This is a genomic window from Ilumatobacteraceae bacterium, assembly GCA_033344875.1.
GTDB lineage: Bacteria > Actinomycetota > Acidimicrobiia > Acidimicrobiales > Ilumatobacteraceae > Ilumatobacter.
Window position 1 is genome coordinate 4,112,560 of record JAWPMO010000001.1, and the last position, 14,622, is coordinate 4,127,181.

Consider the following 14,622-nt stretch of genomic DNA (forward strand, 5'->3'; position numbering starts at 1 on the left):
ACCGATCGACAGGGGAGTTTCGACATGGCCACTGCTGGCTCAATTCTGGGGAACGCCGTGCACCGTCTGGAAGACCCGACGCTGCTCACGGGCGACGGCAAGTACGTCGACGACCTGGTCGAGACCGGAATGCTGTACACCGCGTTCGTCCGCTCAACGGTGGCCCACGGCACGATCGAGTCCGTCGACGTCGGCGACGCCGAGTCGATGCCCGGTGTCGTCGGCATCTACCACGCACGGGGTGACGACCTGGGGCTCGCCCCGGTGCAGGGCTTCGCGATGATGCCCGAGACCTACAACCGTCCGGTGTTCGCCACCGACAAGGTCCGCTTCGTCGGCGACATCGTGGCCGTGGTCGTCGCCGAGTCGCAAGCGCACGCCAACGACGCCGCCGAGGCGGTCATCGTCGACTACGACGTGCTGCCTGCGATCATCCGTGCGGCCGACGGGCTCGCGGCCGACGCTCCGCTGCTGTTCCCCGAGGCCGGCTCCAACATCTGTTTCGCCAGCCAGTTCCCCGAGGGCGGCACCGATGACGACCCGTGCGAAGGGGCCGCCGCGGTCGGTGAGGTGCACATGGTCAGCCAGCGGCTCGCCGGTGTGCCGATGGAGAACAACGGCGTGGTCGCCGTGCCCGAGGGCGACGAGCTCACGATGTGGGTCTCGCACCAGACGCCTCACTCGATCCACGCCGGGTACGCGCCGGCACTGGGCCTCGAGCCCGAGAAACTCCGCGTCGTGTGTCCGTGGGTCGGCGGCGGGTTCGGGCCCAAGGCCGCCGCCTACGTCGAACACATCGCCGCCGGAGCGATCGCACTCAAGCTGCAGCAGCCGGTCAAGTGGGTCGAGGCCCGCTCGGAAGACATGGTGTCGCTCGTCCACGGCCGTGACTACGTGATGAAGGCTCGGCTCGGTGTCGACGGCGACGGCAAGATCGTCGGTCTCGACGCCGAAGTGCTCGCCGCCGCCGGCGCCTATCCCGCGATCGGTGCGATCCTGCCGATGCTGACCCAGATGATGTCGGTCGGCGTGTACGAGGTGCCGAAGGTGCGCTTCGACGCCAAGACGGTCCTCACCAACAACACCACGGTGGGTGCCTACCGTGGCGCCGGTCGACCGGAAGCCACGCAGCTCATCGAGCGGGTGATCGATGCCGCGGCGGCCGAGATCGGTATGGACCCGGCCGAGATCCGTCGGATCAACTTCATGCAGCCCGACTCGTTCCCGCGGGTCACCATCACCGGTGGCGCGTACGACTCCGGCGAGTACGAGAAGGCGCTCGACGCGGTGCTCGAGGCGTCGGGTTACGCCGACCTGCGCGAGCAGCAGGCCGCCCGTCGTGCATCGGGTGATGCCAAGCAGCTCGGGATCGGTGTGTCGGCGTACGTCGAGGTGACCGCCCCGGTCGGCCTCCACGTCGAGTACGGCGCCTGTGAGATCAACGACGACGGGTCCGCGACCGTGTTCGCCGGTACGAGCGTGCACGGTCAGGGCCACCACACGTCGTTCGCGATGTTGGCCAGCAACGTGCTCGGCATCCCGATGGACAAGATCTCGCTGGCGAACTCCGACACCGCCACGGTGCCACGTGGCTCCGGCACGTTGGGATCACGCTCGCTCCAGACCGCCGGTAGCGCGATCCACCTCGCCTCCGAAGGGGTCCTCGAGCGCGCCAAGCAGATCGCCGCCCACATGCTCGAGGCGTCTCCCGACGACATCGAGCCCGGCGACGGTGGTCTCCAGGTCGCTGGTGTGCCGGCCAAGAGCGTGTCTTGGATCGACCTCGCAGCGGCGTCGAAGGATGCCGCGAAGCTGCCCGACGGTCTCGACCCCGAGGCGCTCAAGCACGAGCTCGACTTCGATGGCGAGAACTCGACGTTCCCGTTCGGCGCCCACGTGTCGGTCGTCGAGGTCGACACCGAGACGGGACGCGTCGAGATGCTGCGTCACATCGCGGTCGACGACTGCGGTCGGATCCTCAACCCGATGCTCGTCCGTGGCCAGCAGCACGGCGGTATCGCCCAGGGTGCGGCGCAGGCGCTCTACGAAGAGGTGCTGTACGACGAGGACGGCAACCCGATCACGTCGAACCTGATGGATTACGCGATCCCGTCGGCCGCCGAACTGTGCAGCTTCGAGACCTCGAACACCGAGACCGACAGCCCTCGGAACCCGTTGGGCGCCAAGGGCATCGGCGAGTCGGGGACGATCGGCTCGACGCCGGCCATCCAGAACGCCGTGATCGACGCGGTCTCGCATCTCGGTGTGAAGCACATCGACATGCCGTGCTCGTCGCAGCGTGTCTGGGCTGCGATCCAAGCGGCTCGGTGACGGCGGCCAATCGGCTGGTTCTCGCTTCGGCTTCGCCGCGGCGTCGTCGCCTGCTGACGTCGATCGGTCTCGTCTTCGACGTCTCGCCGGCCGACGTCGACGAGACCGAACTGCCGGGTGAACCGCCCACCCTCTACGTCGAGCGCATCGCGGCCAGTAAGGCTCGCGCCGTCGTGTCGCGCACGCACGGTCCCGAACTCGAACACGCGGCGGTGCTCGCGGCCGACACCACCGTCGACGTCGACGGCGAGATCCTGGCCAAGCCGCTCGACGACGACGATGCCCGCCGCATGCTGCGTCGGTTGTCGGGCCGCACCCATCGGGTGCACACCGCCGTGTTCGGGTGGGGTCCCGACGGGGAGCACGCCGTGACGGTCACGACCGACGTCACGTTCGCTCGCCTCAGCGAGCAGGGCATCGACTGGTACCTGTCGATGGGGGAACACCTCGACAAGGCCGGCGCCTACGGGATGCAGGACGCCGGCGGGGCGCTGGTGCACCGCATCGAGGGCAGTCCGTCGAACGTGATCGGGCTCCCGCTCGCCGAAACGATCGGCGTGCTGCGGGCCTGCGGCGTCGCGGTCACCGGCGGCTGAGGTCGCCATCGGCACATCGGTGCATCGACGCATCCGTCGCGATCGTTAGCACTCTCGGGGGGCGGTTGCTAACGGTGGGGTCGATGGACTAGTCTTAGCAGTCGCCCGAGGAGAGTGCTAACGACCTCGGGTCCACTGTTCAAACCCTTGTGACACGCCAATGGAGGCATGCACCCATGAACCTGAAGCCGCTGGACGACCGCATCGTGGTCAAGCCAAACGAGGCCGAGACCCAGACCGCGTCTGGTCTCGTCATCCCCGACACCGCCAAGGAGAAGCCCCAGCAGGGTGTCGTTCTCGCCGTCGGCCCCGGCAAGCGCGCCGAGACCTCCGGTGAGCTCATCCCCGTCGGCATCGAAGTCGGCCAGACCGTGCTGTACTCCAAGTACGGCGGCACCGAGGTCAGCTCCAATGGTGAAGACGTCCTCGTCCTCAACGCCCGCGACGTGCTCGCGATCGTCGAGAGCTGAACCCCCCGAACGCAACGAAAAGGACTGATATCGCATGGCAAAGATGCTGCATTTTGACGACGAAGCACGCCGCTCGCTGGAGGCCGGCGTCAACAAGCTGGCCGACGCTGTTCGCGTGACGCTCGGCCCGAAGGGCCGCAACGTGGTGCTGGACAAGAAGTTCGGCGCCCCGACGATCACCAACGACGGTGTGTCGATCGCCAAGGAGATCGAGCTCGAGGATCCCTTCGAGAACATGGGCGCCCAGCTCGTGAAGGAAGTGGCCACCAAGACCGACGACATCGCCGGTGACGGCACCACGACGGCGACCGTGCTCGCTCAGGCAATGGTGCGCGTCGGCATGAAGAACGTCGCCGCCGGTGCCAACCCGATGGCCGTGAAGAAGGGCATCGAGAAGGCCGTGGCCGCCGCTGTGGAGTCGATCCAGAGCCAGGCCAAGGACGTCGACGACAAGACCGACATCGCCAACGTCGCGACCATCTCGGCCGCCGACGCATCGATCGGTGAGGTCATCGCCGAGGCGATCGACAAGGTCGGCAAGGACGGCGTGGTCACGGTCGAGGAGTCGAACACGTTCGGCACCGAGCTCGAGTTCACCGAGGGTATGCAGTTCGACAAGGGCTACCTGTCGCCGTACTTCGTGACCGACGCCGAGCGCCAGGAAGCGGTGCTCGAAGACGCCTACATCCTGCTCAACCAGGGCAAGATCTCGACGGTGCAGGCGATGCTGCCGGTGCTCGAAGCCGTGATGAAGACCGGCAAGCCGCTGGTCATCATCGCCGAAGACCTCGAGGGCGAAGCCCTCGCAACGCTGGTCGTCAACAAGATCCGTGGCACGTTCAACGCCGCCGCCGTCAAGGCGCCGGGCTTCGGCGACCGCCGCAAGGCGATGCTGCAGGACATGGCCGTCCTCACCGGTGGCCAGGTCATCAGCGAAGACGTCGGCCTCAAGCTGGAGAACGCCACGATGGACCTGCTCGGCACCGCCAAGCGCGTCGTCATCACCAAGGACAACACCACCATCGTCGATGGTGGCGGCACCTCCGAGGACATCGACGGCCGCGTCAACCAGATCAAGGCCGAGATCGAGAACACCGACTCCGACTGGGACCGTGAGAAGCTCCAGGAGCGCCTCGCCAAGCTGGCCGGCGGCGTCGCCGTCATCCAGGTCGGCGCTGCGACCGAGATCGAGCTCAAGGAGAAGAAGCACCGGATCGAAGACGCCGTGTCGTCGGTTCGTGCGGCCATCGAGGAAGGCGTGGTCGCCGGTGGCGGCACCGCCCTCATCCGTGCCCGTGGCTCGGTCCAGGCGGTCGTCGACAGCCTCGAAGGCGATGAGCAGACCGGCGCCAAGCTGGTCTGGGAGTCGCTGACCGCTCCGGCCCGCAACATCGCCGAGAACGCCGGGCTCGAAGGCTCGGTCATGGTGCGTGCGGTCGAAGCCGAGACCGGAGCGAACGGTCTCAACGCGGCAACCGGCGAGATCGTCGACATGCTGAAGGCCGGCATCCTCGACCCCGCCAAGGTGACCCGTGCGGCGCTGCAGAACGCAGCCTCGATCGCGGCCCTCGTGATCACCACCGAGTGCCTCGTGGCCGACAAGCCGGAGCCGGCCGGCGCCGGTGGCGGCGGCATGGGTGGCATGGACCCGATGGGTGGCATGGGCGGCATGATGTGACATCACGAGTTGTGCCTGGCACAACTCGCGACTGACACCTGGTGTCATCGACGGCCCGGGGCTTCGGCCCCGGGCCGTTGCGCGTCCGGGGTTGACCGACGGTCGACCGGTAGGTTGCAGCCCATGTCCGACCGAGCGATGCGTCCATTCTGGATCCATCAGTTGTCCGAGTACCTGATCGGGATCGCGCTGGTCGCACAGGGGCTGCAGGAGCAGGACCCGCTCGTCCCCGCGCTGGCGGGTATCGCCGTCATGGCCAACGTGGCGATCGTGCGCGGGCCACTCGGCGCATTCAAGTGGGTCGGACGGAGCCTCCACCGGTGGCTCGACATCGTCGTGATGCTCGGCATCCTCGTGGCCGCGTTGCAGCCGTGGTTCGACGTGCCCGCCGGTGGCCGGCTGATCATGCTGGTGATGCTGGTGCCGCTCGGGTTCCTGTGGTTCTACACCGACTGGGCCGAACGCCGCAGTCGCAAGGAGCGCCGGGTCGACCGAGCGAGTGTGAAGAGCGAGGACGTCGGGCGATCCGCCGGACGGATGGCCGGCAACGCGTTCAAGGCGATCAAGAAGAAGTCGGAGTAGCGGCGGCGCGGGCGGCTTCCATCTTCTCGGTCGTCAACTTGGACCGACCGAAGAGGAAGCACGCAGCGATGATCGCGGCCTGGGCGAACCAGGTGGAGCGCAGCGCGAACTCGCGGTCGACCTGTCGTTCGAGTACCCACACGATCGCGCCACCCAGCGCAGCTCCGATCGGGATCATGCCCCACGCGAAGAAGCGGTACACGCTGTTGACGCGTCCGAGCAGACGACTCGGGATGATCGTCTGCCGGAGGCTGACCGTGATGACGTTCCAGAGAATGCCGAGGAACGCTTCGAGACCGAAGATGACGATCACGAGCGGCCACCACGGCACCAGGCCGATGATCACCGGCCCGATGGCCATGCCGCCGAGCGCGATCGCGAGCGCGGTGCCGCTCCCGAGCCGCTTCGAGATCGCCGGGGCGACGTTGCCGCCGATCAGCCCGCCGACCGCGCCGCCGAAGAACAGCACGGTGAACAGCAGGGGCCCGATGTCGAGCACCTCCTGGGCGAACAGCACGATCGTGGCGCCGCTGACCATGCCGGCGGCGTTGAGCAACCCGAGGATGATCGCCATCGGCCGGAGCAGGGTGTGCGACATCAACCAGCGAACGCCCTCGCCGAGTTCGGCGCGGAACGACTTATTCGGGGCCGCCTCGTCGCGGTCGGCACGGAAGGTACCGGGGATCAGGAAAACCATCGCGGCGGCCAGGAAGAACGTCGCCGCGTCGACGAAGAACGGCAGTGCGAACGCGGCCAGCAGCAGGACCGATCCGAGCGGCGGCCCGGCGAACGTGTTGGTGACGTTCTCGATGCTCCAGATCCGACCGTTGGCCTTCTCGAGCTGGTGCGGCTCGACGATGTTCGGCAGGATCGTCTGGTTGGAGTTGTCACGCAACACCTCGGCCATGCCGAGCAGCAAGGTCGCGCCGAGCACGATCAGGAACAGCCCGGTCTGCGTGCCGGTGACCGCGTCGAGTTCGTCGGGGCCCGGCAGCGTGTCGCTTGCGCCGAGGACCGCGAACGCAACCACCAGGGTCAGACATCCGCGCAGCACATCCATCGTGATCATCGCCTTGCGGCGGTCGACCCGGTCGGTGATCACGCCGGCCGGCAGGGTGAAGATCAGCCACGGCAGGCGCTGGGCGACCGCCACGAGCGCGATCAGCATCGGATTGCGGGTGATCGCCGACGCCAGCCACGGGTACGCGACGGTGGCCATGCCATCGCCGAGGTTCGACACGACCGTGCCGGTGAACAGCTTGTAGTACGACGATCCGAGACGCTGGTCGCCGACCGTGACCGGGCTGCTGCCGTCGCCGGTGTCGTCGATCTGGGTGTCGGTGTCGCTCATGTCTCGGCCTCGTCGTCGAGTGTGGTGGATGGTGGTCGGTCGTTACCGGTCGGTTTCCGGGCGGGGAGACGGTTGGTGGGGAACAGGGCGATGTACAGCCCGTACTCCGTGTCACCGCTGCGCGGTTCCTCGGCGAACTCGAGCGCGAGCGCCTGGAGGCGGTCGGCGAATTCGCGTGCGCGGCGTTGGGGGATGCGGGCGTGCCGGTACGTGCTGGTCGCGTGTCTGCCCTCGGCGGCGAGTCGCTCGACGTCCATCTCCGCCAGGACGTCGCGGATGAAGGGGATCTCGCCGGGCCGGTCGGGCAGCACGAACGTGAGGGCGGGGCGACCGTAGAACCGCTCGTCGATCGCCCGCACCCGACGTGTCCGGACGACCCGCAGGAGACCGGCCTCGACGAGGACGTCGACGTGGTACGCCACCGAGCCGCGGGGTCGGTCGAGTCGTTCGGCCAGCTCCGTGACCGACATCGCCCGTTCGAGCACGAGATCGATGATCGTGCTGCGCAGCGGGTCACCCAGCGCCTTGAGCTGGGCGGGCGTGTCGACCTGGAACTCGGCGGCGAGATCGTAGTCGCGTCGTTCGGGGGACGGGGACGCCTGGCGATCGTCCCCTCGCTCCGTCCCGCCCTCGTGGCGTCGATCGTCCGACATTTCCCGAACAATAGGGAGAAGTCGGACGAAAGGCAAGGTCCACCCCAGCCGGAGCGGCCGTAGGCTGTACGGTATGCCGTTCGAGCGTCCAGCCCCCGACCTGACGAAGCTCCTCGCCGCCTGGGAGGAGTTCGAGCGTGGCGAGCAGCAGCCCGGCAAGGTGCTGGCCAACCTGAAGACGGCCGGCCTGCCCGAGGTGCTCACCGAGCTCATCGAGAGCGGCTGGACCCCCTCCGTCACCGCATCGTGACGTGACCGCTGCGGCCGGGCGGCGCCCCGGAGGTCAGCAGATCGTCCCCCGCCCGACCAGGTGGGCGCCCGGCCCGCCGGCGCCCTGGGAGATCGGCGCGAGTCCGTCGCTCGACGAGGTGCTCGCCGCCGTGCCGGAGACCGATCGCCCGTCGCTCCCGTCGTTCCCGAATGCACGCCATTCCGCAGTGCTCGTCACGCTCACCGAAGGCTCCGCTGGGCCGGAGGTGCTGCTGACGCGACGGTCGTGGGAGATGCGCAGCCACCGCGGCGAGATGAGCTTTCCCGGTGGCCGGACCGATCCGGGTGAGACCCCGGTCCAGACGGCGCTTCGAGAAGCGCACGAAGAGGTCGGCCTCGAGCCGTCGGACGTGACGATCCACGGCGAACTCGAACACCTCAACACGGTCGTCAGCCGGAGCTACATCGTCCCCAAGGTCGCGACCGTGGCCCGGCCCCTGGCGCTCGAGGCGCAGACGATGGAGGTCGAACGGGTCATGTGGGTCCCGCTCGCCGAGTTCACTCGCCCGGACACGTACCGTTCGGAAGTGTGGGGGATCGGCCCGACCGACCGCACGCTGCACTTCTTCGAATTGGATGACGAGACCGTCTGGGGGGCGACCGCGCGCATGCTCGTCGACCTCCTCACGCGCACGCTCGGGGTGTCGTTCGATCCCCGCAGCGCCTGACCCGACCGCACGAGTTGCGGGGCCGAGGATTGATCCGTCGACCGAACGGGTAGTCACCCACAGACTGTGGATGCGCCTGTGGAGAACTCCACGCGTGTAACTACATCGACGACGCGCGCCCCGGCGAGCGGCCGGGAGCGAACGGGCCGAGAACGTCATCGTCCCCACCGTCGATCATCGCAGCCACGCGGAATCCGACCGTCGGGCCGATCGTCAAGCCGATCGCTCCGAACCCGGTGACGATCCACGTCGCATCGTCGATCTGCCCGATCGTGGGCCGGTGAGAGTCGGTCGGGAACGGGCGCAACCCGACCCGGGTCTCGATCAGCGACGCGTCGACGAGGCCCGGTGCCAGGTCCAGCGCTCGATCGAGCACCCGCCGGACCCCGTCGGCGGTGACACGTGGGTCGGCCACACCGTCTTCGCGTGTGGCCCCGACGACGATCCGGCCGTCGCCGAACGGCACGATGTAGTGGTCGGCCGGTGGCAACACCGACGGCCAGCGACCGGTGTCGACCCCGGTGAGTCCGAGATGGCAGATCTGGCCACGCTGCGCCGTCACGCCGACCTGCTGTCGCCGTGCTCGGAGGAGTTCGTTCGTCCACGCACCACCGGCGACCACGACGGTGTCGGCGTCGATGGAAGTGCCGTCGACCGTGACCGTCCCCGGGCCGATGTCGACCGTGCCGGCACGAACGCTGCCGCCCAGCCGGCCGACACCGTCGACCAGGCCGGCGGCCAACCGCCGACCGTCGATCCGAGCGCCACCCGGCACGAACCAGCCCTCCCAGCCATCGGCGAGCGGCGGGAACATCGCACGGGCGGCCGCCGCGTCGACACGTTGCGGTGTGCCGGCCACCTGCGACGCGGCGCATCGCATCACCAACCGATCGGCCTTGACCTGGTCGGGGCCGCCGTCCGGACCGATGACGAGTGCGCCGTTCGTGGCGTGCCCGACGTCGTCGATGCCGACCTCGGCGAGGGCGGCGAGCACTTCGGGATACGCCTCGGCCCCGGCGGCGTACAACCGGTACACATCGCCCTCCAGCGCGGTCGCCCACGGGGCGATGATCCCGGCGCCCGCCGCGGTCGCGCGTCCGGTGCGGGCGTCGTCGATCAGCGTCACCGTCGCGCCGGCCCGCGCAGCGGCGAACGCCACCGAGGCCCCGGCGACGCCGGATCCGACGACGGTGACGTCGCTCATGCGCCGACGCGCTCGACGAGCGAGTTCCAGAACGCCTCGACGTGGCGCCGTTCGGTCGTGCGGGCGCCGATGCTGACCCGCATCACCGAACGGCCGTCGAGCACCGTCCGGGTGACGTGCGACTCACCGCTCGCGTTGACGTCGGCGATCAGACGGTCGGTCGGGCCATCGTCGGTGCCGGCGACGCGGAGGCAGAGCAGGTTCAGCGGATGTGGTGCGACGACCTCGAAGCGGTCGTCGGCGGCCACCCACGCCGCCAACTCCTGCGTGAGCGCGACGTCACGTCGGATCCGCTCCCGGATCGATGCCACACCGTCGAGGCGGATCGTGAACCAGAGTTTCAACGCACGGAAGCGTCGTCCGAGCGGCACCTGCCAGTCGCGGTAGTCGATCGCCCGGCCCGACTCGGCCGCCTCGGAGCGGAGGAACTCCGGGAGGATGCTCAGCGCACCGAGCAGCGCTGCGCGGTCGGTGACCCAGAACAGGGTGCAGTCGAAGTTGACGCCCATCCACTTGTGTGGGTTCGTGGCATAGCTGGCGACCCGGTCGAGCCCGTCGTTGACCCACCGGTGGTCCGGGACGAGTGCGGCGATGCCGCTCATCGCGCCGTCGACGTGGAGCCAGATGTCGTGGGCGTCGCACACGTCGGCGATCACCGCAGTCGGATCGAACGCCATCGACGACGTGGTGCCGTGGGTCGTGCACGCGAAGAACGGGACATACCCGCCCTGCACGTCGGCCTCGACCGCTGCCGCGAAGGCGTCGGGTCGCATCGCGAATCGCTCGTCGTGATCGATGATCCTGATCCGATCGGTCCCGATGCCGGCGATCCGCAGCCCTTTCTCCAGCGCCGAATGGGCGTGGGCCGAGATGTACGCGGTCAGCCGGCTGGTGTCACCGGTGGTGTTGACCGTGCCGGCCGTCGCCTTCCAACGGGCGGCGAGGATCGCGACGAGTGCCGCCTCGCTCGCCGATCCCTGGATGACTCCACCGCCGCGTTCGCTGGTCGAGTGGAAGGTGTCGGGCAGGCCGAGCAACTCCTGCATCCAGTCGAGCATCAGCGTCTCGATCTCGGTGCAGGCGGGCGACGTGACCCAGCTCATCCCCTGCACGCCGAGCCCGGCGGAGAGCAGCTCGCCGAGGATCGACGGGTAGGTCGTGTTGGCGGGGAAGTAGGCGAACCAGTTCGGGTGCTGCCAGTGCGTGATCGTCGGCACGACGACGCGCTCGATGTCGGCCATCACGTCGGCCCACGGCTCCGGCTCGGTCGGCGGATGTTCCGGCAGCATCGCCCGGACGTCGCCGGGCTCGACGTCCGGCACGATGCGCTGCTCGCCGACCCCCTCCAGGTAGTCGGCGATCATGTCGATCAGCGCGTAACCGTTGGTGCGGAACTCGTCGGGCGTCACGTTCCCGACGTTAGGCGGTCACGGAACGCGTCGGACCTTCGGCTCTGGCGGCAGCCCGTTGCAGGGCGGACAGTGGTGGCGTGAACGGTTTTCGGTACAGCGTCGTCGCCTCCCCGCTCCACGATCAGCGGTCGGTCGATCGGATCACCGAACCCGTTCGACGACAACTCGTCGCGCTCGGTGGGGGCGCCGCGAACGGCGAGGCGGACGTGGACGTCGAGCTCGACGCCGAACGGCCGCACGTGGTGGTCGTCGCGACCGGTGGGACGGAGCGAGCGGTCCTCGACCTGGTGCGGCGCCGCCGCGCTGTCGTTCCGTGGGAGCCGGTGGTCCTGGTCGCTCATCCACTTCACAACAGCCTGGCCGCTTCGATCGAGTCGATGGCGCGGCTGCGGTCGGACGGGGTACGGGGTTGCGTCGTGCAGGCGACGGAACTGCTCGTCGACCGGGAAGCGCTCGCGGGCGCGATCTCCGATCTGAGCGTGCTGTTCGCCGTCCGGGGATCCCGCATCGGGCTGGTCGGCGAACCGTCCGACTGGTTGGTCGCGAGCGTGCCGACCGCGGTGGACCTCCGCGCTCGGTGGGGGATCGAGTTGGTCGACATCGGCATCGGCGACACCATCGATCGCACACGTCGTGTCGACGCGGCGGAGGCCCGGCCGGTCGCTGTGCGCTTCACCGCCAAGGGTGTGCCGACTGCCGAAACCGTGGCGGCGGCGGCGCTGCACCCGGCACTGGTGGACGGCATCGAGCAGGCAGGGGTCGACGCGGTCGCCGTGCGCTGCTTCGACTTCATCACCGAACTCGCCACGTCCGGATGCGTGGCACTCGCCGAGCTGAACGACACCGGGGTCGTCGCCGGCTGCGAGGGCGACGTCGCATCGACGGTCGCCATGATGCTGGTACGTGAACTCACCGGTCGGCCGAGTTGGATCGCGAACCCGGCGCGGATCGACGCATCCACCAACTCGCTGCTGCTCGCGCACTGCACCGTCGCCCCGTCGATGGTCGACGACCTGGAGTTGCACACGCACTTCGAGAGCGGGCTCGGGGTCGGACTGCGGGGCACCTTCGCTCCCGGACCGGTCACGCTGCTGCGCCTCGGCGGCACATCGCTCGAACGACACTGGTTCGCCGAGGCCGAGGTGGTGGAGGCAGGTGCGTCACCCGATCTGTGTCGCACACAGGTCACGGTACGTGTCGCCGACGACCATCCGGTCGGCCGACTGCTCGACGATCCGCTCGGCAACCACCTGGTGATGGTGCAGGGCCACCATGGAGAGCGCCTGGAGCGGTGGTGGCGCCTCGCCTTCGGCGATCAGTGACCGGCGGCGACGCGCCGGTCTTGGGCCGCCTTGGCCTTCCGGGCGCTCGCCACGATTCGCCACACGATCAGGGCGAGCCCGGCGAGGATCGCGATGAGCACCAGGCTCTGGTGCCAGCCGCCGCGGGCGTCGCTCCCGCATCCTGGCTTCGGCACGGCGCTGATGCATTCGCTGATGTCGCGATCGGCCGGGATGAACTCGTTCACCGGGGTACCGGTGCCGTCGGCATCCCGGACGAGTTCGGTGTCGACGGCGCGGGACGGCTCGGTGGCGCGGTCGGCCAGGGCGTACATCTGGACCGCAACGGCCACCACGCACAGCACCATGAGCACCACCGTCACTCGACGCCGCCGGGGCAGCGATCGCCACGTGCTCATGGGATTGGACACCCCAGTTGTCTACCATCGGAACCTTGAACACCGACGCCGCCCCCGAGCTCGATGCCGCCGCCACCCACGACACCGTGCTCGTGGTCGACTTCGGGGCTCAGTACGCCCAGCTGATCGCTCGCCGCGTCCGCGAACTCGACGTCTTCTCCGAGATCGTCAGTCACCGGATCAGTGCCGCCGAGGTGACCGAACGGGCCCCGGCCGCGATCATCCTCTCGGGTGGGCCGGCGAGTGTCAACATCGAGGGGACACCCCGGCTCGACCCGGCGATCTACGACCTCGGCATCCCGATCTTCGGGATCTGCTACGGGGCGCAGTTGATCGCCATCCAGCTCGGCGGGACCGTCGGGCGGGGAATGGCCGGGGAGTACGGTCGGGCGCGACTCACGCGGACCGCTGATTCCTCGCTGCTCCCGGCCGACCTGCCGGACGAGCACGACGTCTGGATGAGCCACTTCGACGCGATCACGGTCGCGCCGCCAGGGTTCACGCCGACCGCCGGCACGAAGGATGCCCCGGTCGCCGTGCTCGAGAACGACACGCGGAAGATCTGGGGAGTGCAGTACCACCCCGAGGTCGTCCACTCGCCGTTCGGCATGCCGGTGCTCGAACGGTTCCTCCACGATCTCGCCGGGTGCCGGACCGACTGGAGCATGTCGTCGGTGATCGAGGAGCAGGTCGCCGGGATCCGCCAGCGGGTCGGTGACGCCCGGGTGATCTGCGGGTTGTCGGGTGGTGTCGACTCGTCGGTCGCCGCTGCGCTCGTCCATCGGGCGATCGGTGCACAGCTGACGTGCATCTACGTCGACACCGGCCTGATGCGCAAGGGCGAGAGCGAGCAGGTCGTCGAGACGTTCCGGCGCAACCTCGGGATCGAGCTGATCCACGCCGACGAGGGTGAGCGGTTCTTCGATGCGCTCGCCGGTGTCACCGAACCCGAGGCGAAACGCAAGGTGATCGGCGAGCAGTTCATCCGTGTGTTCGAGAAGTACACCGGTGGAGTGTCCGACGCGAAGTTCTTGGTGCAGGGCACGCTCTACCCCGACCTCATCGAGAGCGGTGGGGTCGACGGCACGGCGTCGGTGATCAAGAGCCACCACAATGTCGGCGGACTGCCCGACGACATGGAGCTCGAACTGATCGAACCGTTGCGCGACCTGTTCAAGGACGAGGTGCGCGCGCTCGGCTCCGAACTCGGACTGCCCGACGAGATGGTCTGGCGTCAGCCGTTCCCCGGCCCCGGTCTCGGCGTGCGGATCATCGGCGAGGTCACGCCGGGCAAGGTGGCGCTGCTCCAAGACGCCGATGCGATCGTCCGCGAAGAACTCGCGGCCGCCGGTCTCGAACGTGAGATCTGGCAGTCGTACGCGGCGTTGCTGTCCGACGTCCGGTCGGTCGGCGTGATGGGCGACGAGCGCACCTACGGCAACCCGATCGTGATCCGGGCGGTCACGTCCGACGACGCGATGACCGCCGATTGGGCGCGCATTCCGTACGACGTGCTCGAGAAGATGTCGCAGCGGATCATCAACGAGGTCTACGGCGTCAATCGAGTCGTCTACGACATCACCTCGAAGCCGCCGGGCACCATCGAGTGGGAGTGAGCCGGCGCCGGTCCCGACCGGGTCCTACGGATACGGCCTGACCCCCGAACGGTCAATCGAAACATTGCCGGTCGCGTCGCAACGTGTTCGTA

Annotated in this window: 14 protein-coding genes; 9 read left to right on the forward strand and 5 right to left on the reverse strand. The window is 68.5% G+C overall.

The annotated features are described in order from the left end of the window. Positions 1-24 precede the first annotated feature (24 nt). From R8G01_19575 to R8G01_19595, 5 genes are all read left to right on the forward strand, one after another. A complete protein-coding gene (locus R8G01_19575) occupies positions 25-2,331 on the forward strand; it encodes a xanthine dehydrogenase family protein molybdopterin-binding subunit (GenBank protein ID MDW3216202.1) in 2,307 nt (768 codons plus the stop codon). Then, positions 2,328-2,927, forward strand: coding sequence for a Maf family protein (locus R8G01_19580; GenBank protein ID MDW3216203.1), 600 nt, complete (start codon positions 2,328-2,330; stop codon positions 2,925-2,927). Before R8G01_19575 ends, R8G01_19580 begins: the two co-directional genes overlap by 4 nt. A gap of 176 nt (positions 2,928-3,103) precedes the next feature. Next, positions 3,104-3,397 carry a co-chaperone GroES gene (gene groES, locus R8G01_19585; GenBank protein MDW3216204.1) on the forward strand — a complete coding sequence of 98 codons (294 nt, stop codon included), beginning with the start codon at positions 3,104-3,106 and terminating at the stop codon, positions 3,395-3,397. Positions 3,398-3,431: 34 nt separating this feature from the next. Then, positions 3,432-5,075 carry a chaperonin GroEL gene (gene groL / locus R8G01_19590; protein ID MDW3216205.1) on the forward strand — a complete coding sequence of 548 codons (1,644 nt, stop codon included), beginning with the start codon at positions 3,432-3,434 and terminating at the stop codon, positions 5,073-5,075. 123 nt (positions 5,076-5,198) lie between these two features. Continuing rightward, positions 5,199-5,657: a hypothetical protein gene (locus R8G01_19595; protein ID MDW3216206.1), complete on the forward strand. Its 459-nt coding sequence runs from the start codon at positions 5,199-5,201 to the stop codon at positions 5,655-5,657. Here R8G01_19595 and R8G01_19600 read toward each other — a convergent pair. Both R8G01_19600 and R8G01_19605 read right to left on the reverse strand, forming a co-directional pair. Further along, positions 5,638-7,008: an MFS transporter gene (locus R8G01_19600; protein MDW3216207.1), complete on the reverse strand. Its 1,371-nt coding sequence runs from the start codon at positions 7,006-7,008 to the stop codon at positions 5,638-5,640. The two genes, R8G01_19595 and R8G01_19600, sit on opposite strands and share 20 nt — an antisense overlap. Then, entirely contained in the window at positions 7,005-7,661 is a 657-nt protein-coding gene (locus R8G01_19605; GenBank protein ID MDW3216208.1) for a winged helix-turn-helix domain-containing protein, read from the reverse strand. The genes R8G01_19600 and R8G01_19605 overlap by 4 nt, the downstream gene beginning before the upstream one ends. A gap of 73 nt (positions 7,662-7,734) precedes the next feature. Here R8G01_19605 and R8G01_19610 point away from each other — a divergent pair, with 73 nt between their 5' ends. Both R8G01_19610 and R8G01_19615 read left to right on the forward strand, forming a co-directional pair. Beyond that, positions 7,735-7,911 carry a hypothetical protein gene (locus tag R8G01_19610; protein MDW3216209.1) on the forward strand — a complete coding sequence of 59 codons (177 nt, stop codon included), beginning with the start codon at positions 7,735-7,737 and terminating at the stop codon, positions 7,909-7,911. A gap of 1 nt (position 7,912) precedes the next feature. Continuing rightward, on the forward strand, positions 7,913-8,599 hold the full coding sequence (locus R8G01_19615) for a CoA pyrophosphatase (protein ID MDW3216210.1): 687 nt from the start codon (positions 7,913-7,915) through the stop codon (positions 8,597-8,599). A gap of 100 nt (positions 8,600-8,699) precedes the next feature. Here the strand turns inward: R8G01_19615 and R8G01_19620 are convergent, their stop codons facing one another. Together R8G01_19620 and R8G01_19625 are read right to left on the reverse strand one after the other, a co-directional pair. Then, positions 8,700-9,803: an FAD-dependent oxidoreductase gene (locus tag R8G01_19620; GenBank protein MDW3216211.1), complete on the reverse strand. Its 1,104-nt coding sequence runs from the start codon at positions 9,801-9,803 to the stop codon at positions 8,700-8,702. After that, on the reverse strand, positions 9,800-11,212 hold the full coding sequence (locus tag R8G01_19625) for a pyridoxal-dependent decarboxylase (protein MDW3216212.1): 1,413 nt from the start codon (positions 11,210-11,212) through the stop codon (positions 9,800-9,802). The genes R8G01_19620 and R8G01_19625 overlap by 4 nt, the downstream gene beginning before the upstream one ends. Positions 11,213-11,292: 80 nt before the next feature. Between R8G01_19625 and R8G01_19630 the strand changes: the two genes are divergently transcribed. Beyond that, positions 11,293-12,537: a hypothetical protein gene (locus R8G01_19630; protein MDW3216213.1), complete on the forward strand. Its 1,245-nt coding sequence runs from the start codon at positions 11,293-11,295 to the stop codon at positions 12,535-12,537. Here the strand turns inward: R8G01_19630 and R8G01_19635 are convergent. Then, the gene (locus tag R8G01_19635; GenBank protein ID MDW3216214.1) at positions 12,531-12,914 is read right to left on the reverse strand and encodes a hypothetical protein; all 384 of its coding nucleotides are present in this window, start codon (positions 12,912-12,914) and stop codon (positions 12,531-12,533) included. The genes R8G01_19630 and R8G01_19635 overlap by 7 nt on opposite strands. Before the next feature lie 35 nt (positions 12,915-12,949). On the opposite strand from R8G01_19635, the gene guaA reads away from it, so the two are divergent. After that, positions 12,950-14,530 (forward strand): glutamine-hydrolyzing GMP synthase, encoded by a 1,581-nt coding sequence (gene guaA, locus R8G01_19640; protein ID MDW3216215.1) that lies wholly within the window; start codon positions 12,950-12,952, stop codon positions 14,528-14,530. The last annotated feature ends 92 nt before the right edge of the window (positions 14,531-14,622 follow it).

Excerpts from the sequence above, each read along its gene's own strand:
- R8G01_19595 (MDW3216206.1), top strand. The coding sequence starts at position 5,199 with ATGTCCGACCGAGCGATGCGTCCATTCTGGATCCATCAGTTGTCCGAG.
- R8G01_19600 (MDW3216207.1), bottom strand. The coding sequence starts at position 7,008 with ATGAGCGACACCGACACCCAGATCGACGACACCGGCGACGGCAGCAGC.
- R8G01_19610 (MDW3216209.1), top strand. The coding sequence starts at position 7,735 with ATGCCGTTCGAGCGTCCAGCCCCCGACCTGACGAAGCTCCTCGCCGCC.
- R8G01_19575 (MDW3216202.1), top strand. The coding sequence starts at position 25 with ATGGCCACTGCTGGCTCAATTCTGGGGAACGCCGTGCACCGTCTGGAA.
- R8G01_19620 (MDW3216211.1), bottom strand. The coding sequence starts at position 9,803 with ATGAGCGACGTCACCGTCGTCGGATCCGGCGTCGCCGGGGCCTCGGTG.
- groES (MDW3216204.1), top strand. The coding sequence starts at position 3,104 with ATGAACCTGAAGCCGCTGGACGACCGCATCGTGGTCAAGCCAAACGAG.
- groL (MDW3216205.1), top strand. The coding sequence starts at position 3,432 with ATGGCAAAGATGCTGCATTTTGACGACGAAGCACGCCGCTCGCTGGAG.
- R8G01_19635 (MDW3216214.1), bottom strand. The coding sequence starts at position 12,914 with ATGAGCACGTGGCGATCGCTGCCCCGGCGGCGTCGAGTGACGGTGGTG.
- R8G01_19605 (MDW3216208.1), bottom strand. The coding sequence starts at position 7,661 with ATGTCGGACGATCGACGCCACGAGGGCGGGACGGAGCGAGGGGACGAT.